This is a genomic window from Nitrospira sp. BLG_2, assembly GCF_049222245.1.
This window is the reverse complement of the sequence record NZ_JBLYIG010000311.1, coordinates 1-2,733: the sequence shown is the minus strand read 5'-3', so window position 1 is coordinate 2,733 and position 2,733 is coordinate 1. Positions and strand designations below refer to the sequence as shown.

Here is a 2,733-nt window from a genome sequence, read left to right as displayed (position 1 = left end):
ATCTTGACGGTACTGACTGTGCTCATGGCCGCACCGGTCCTAGCTGCAAGCCATCGCGAGGCCCCGTTGATCGCCAATGACCCGACGGCGGATATCACGGATTTTTATTTCTTCCGCAGTTGGGAGGATCCCGACAACGCAATCCTGATCATGAATGTGATTCCGAGTCAGGAGCCTGGATCGGGTCCTAATTACTTCACTTTTGCGGACGACGTGCTCTACGAAATCCATGTCGACAACAACAAAAACAATATCGCGGCGAACATCGTCTATCAAATCCGTTTCAAGACGGAGATCCGCCAACCGGGAAATGTGTTCCCCTTGGCCTATGTTGCATTGCCGCCCATTACGGCGCTCACCGGCGGAGGATCGGAAGGGTTACTCGTGCGACAACGCTATACCGTTACTGAAGTGCGCTATGGTCAACCGCCGCGCGATCTCGGTACCGGTCCGATGTTTTCCGTGCCGTCGAACGTCGGTCCTCGTACGATGCCCAAATACGAAGAGTTGGCCGCCAAAGGAGTGTATTCCTTGAAGAACGGGGGGCGCGTCTTCGCCGGTCAGCGGGATGAAACCTTCTACATCGACTTGGGAGGAACATTCGATACGCTCAACCTGCATCTCTCACCGATCCTTTCGGATGCCGACGATGCGAACGACGCGATTATCGTTGGAGCGCCGGGTGCCGGCACCGCCGATACGTTCAGCGGCTTCAACGTCAACACGATCGCGCTGGAGATCCCCATCGGCGACCTTGCGGGGCCAAACGGCAATAAACTCATCGGCGCCTATGCCAGCACGAGCCGGCCCAAGGTCAGCGTGATCAAGAAAAACGGCGACCGTGACAACAGCGCCCGCTTCGTCCAGGTGGCACGGATGGGCAATCCACTCGTTAATGAGCTGGTCATTCCGACGAGCATGAAGGACAAGTGGAATGCCACGGATGCGGAAGATGAGAATGATTTTGTCCCGTTTTATTGCAACTCGGCGCTCGCAACAGCCCTCAACACGGTCTTCGGCACCGGCTTCCCGACGGCAAACCGTGAAGATCTCGTTAGTGCTTTGCTCCGGTATGCGCCGGGCCCACCGGTCTGCGGCTCGGGCAAGACCAATGAAGCACTCGCCGATTTCATCCGAGTCGACTTGGACGTCCCGCCAACCCAGGCTGGCGGCCAGAAGCGACTCGGCCCTTTGGCCCATGACCCCAGCGGCAATGCGACACCGGATAGAGCCGGCTGGCCGAACGGCAGGAGACCGAACGACGATGTCACCGATGTGGCCTTGCGCGTTGTGGCCGGTATCCTCACGAACCCGGCCGTACCGAACCTCGGCGACGGAGTGAATTTCAACGTGGGGTCGGTCGGCAGTAACAAGACGGCCAACGGGATCGCGAAGGAGTTCCCATTCCTTCCTACTCCGTTCGATGGACGGGATCGCCGGCATATCGATCCCAAAGAAGCCTTCTAGTCATAGCCAAGCGGGTGCCGCACATGCGTGCGACACCCTACGAAATTACCAGGTTTCTCGGACGGCCGACAATCGTCATGCGCGTTCCAATCACCTATTGACGGGAATAGCTCAATGATTCGATCACGATTACTCATGGTACTCATCGTGTTCGGATGGTCGACGACGAGCGAAATCCCTTCGGCTTGCCCTGAACCCTACCGACCGACGGATGATGCTCAGGTCCTTGAGCGCCTCAGTTTCAAGGCGACCGATCCGGCCGCACGCGAAACCGAAAACCTACGAACCGACCTGCGAAACAACCCTCGTCATCTCGAAGCAGCCGTGAAGTTGGCAACTCGCTACATCGAACAAGGCCGGTCGGAAGGCGATCCTCGTTTCCTAGGGCAAGCACAGGCAATCCTCACCCCTTGGTGGAACGAACCGATTCCTCCGGCTCCCGTGCTACTGTTACGTGCGATTATCAAACAGAACGGCCATGAATTCGATCAGGCTTTGGCCGATCTGGATGTGGTGCTGGATAGAGAGCCGACCAATGCCCAGGCTCGGCTCACTAAAGCATCGATCCTTCAGGTACATGCACGCTACGCCTAGGCACGGCGAGCCTGTCTGCGGCTTGCCCGGTTGGCGGCCTCTCATGTGCTGCGGGGATGCTTGAGCGATATCGCCGGCGTAACGGGGCAATCATCAACAAGCCGTGAACTGCTCCGGCAGGCGCTTTCGAATTCCGCTCTCTCAGGTCGCGAGCGAATCTGGCTTACAACGATCCTGGCTGAAACAGCGACCCGCACTGGAGCCATACGAGAGGCTGAACAGTATTTCTCCGAAGCATTCAAGATTGGCATCAAAGATCAATACTTGCTGGGCGCCTATGCGGATTACTTGCTAGATCAGCGCCGTTATCAAGGCGTCATCTCCTTACTCCAATCTGAGACGAGAGCCGATGGACTGCTCTTGCGCCTAGCTCTCGCTGAACAGGCGCTGGAGCTGCCCGCGCTCCAGAACCATACAGCCGAACTGGCGGCTCGCTTTGCCGCCGGCCGGGAACGCGGAACGACCGTCCATATCAGAGAAGAAGCACGGTTCACGTTGAATTTATTGCGCGATGCCCGACAGGCGCTGCCGTTAGCCCAGACCAATTGGCGCGTCCAGCGAGAACCGGCGGACGCCAGGATTCTTCTGGAATGCGCGCTCGCCGAAGGGAACCGAACGGCCGCCAAGCCGGTGCTCGAGTGGTTGAACCGCAACCAGGTTGAAGATTTTCGA

At 58.0% G+C, this 2,733-nt stretch carries 2 protein-coding genes and 1 pseudogene; all 3 read left to right on the top strand.

What is annotated here, in order from left to right; translation table 11 throughout:
• Positions 1 to 1,467, top strand: a 1,467-nt coding sequence (locus ACOSYY_RS08700; protein ID WP_421661874.1) for a DUF4331 domain-containing protein, incomplete at its 5' end; no start/stop codon positions are given.
• A gap of 114 nt (positions 1,468 to 1,581) precedes the next feature.
• The gene (locus ACOSYY_RS08695) at positions 1,582 to 2,061 is read left to right on the top strand and encodes a tetratricopeptide repeat protein (protein ID WP_421661873.1); all 480 of its coding nucleotides are present in this window, start codon (positions 1,582 to 1,584) and stop codon (positions 2,059 to 2,061) included.
• Between the two features lie 45 nt (positions 2,062 to 2,106).
• A pseudogene (locus tag ACOSYY_RS08690) lies at positions 2,107 to 2,733 on the top strand (hypothetical protein); the annotation flags it as partial.

Bases quoted from the DNA above. Each gene is read 5' to 3' on its own strand.
- ACOSYY_RS08695 (WP_421661873.1), top strand. From the start codon at position 1,582: ATGATTCGATCACGATTACTCATGGTACTCATCGTGTTCGGATGGTCG.